General features: G+C 61.5%; 2 pseudogenes. One reads left to right on the top strand and one right to left on the bottom strand.

Features of this window, described 5'->3' with window-relative positions:
* A pseudogene (locus J7U37_RS25035) lies at positions 1-120 on the top strand (IS630 family transposase); the annotation flags it as partial.
* A gap of 28 nt (positions 121-148) precedes the next feature.
* Here J7U37_RS25035 and J7U37_RS25030 read toward each other — a convergent pair.
* Positions 149-260 (bottom strand): annotated as a pseudogene (locus J7U37_RS25030) (IS630 family transposase); the annotation flags it as partial.

Below are 260 nucleotides of genomic sequence, written 5' to 3'. Positions count from 1 at the left end.
GCTGCTCGCACGCTCGCAGACCTCTCCGACACCATCAAGCAAGCCTTCGGCCGCTTCACACCGGACGAATGCCGTAACTACCTGATGGCCGCAGGCTACGATGCCTTTGACCCAACTTGATCGGGTGAAGCTCTAGAGCGGTTTCCACCTACTCCGGATCGTAACCGGCGGCAGCGAAGTAGTTTGCGCACTCGGTTGGGGTGAAGGCGTCGAGCAGATTGCCGACGACAGTCCAGAGCCGATCGACCGTGCGCTCGGCC

The organism is Methylobacterium sp. 37f, from assembly GCF_023093475.1.
Lineage (GTDB): Bacteria > Pseudomonadota > Alphaproteobacteria > Rhizobiales > Beijerinckiaceae > Methylobacterium.
Note: the sequence above shows the minus strand (reverse complement) of the source record. Positions and strands in the feature narration are given on the sequence as shown.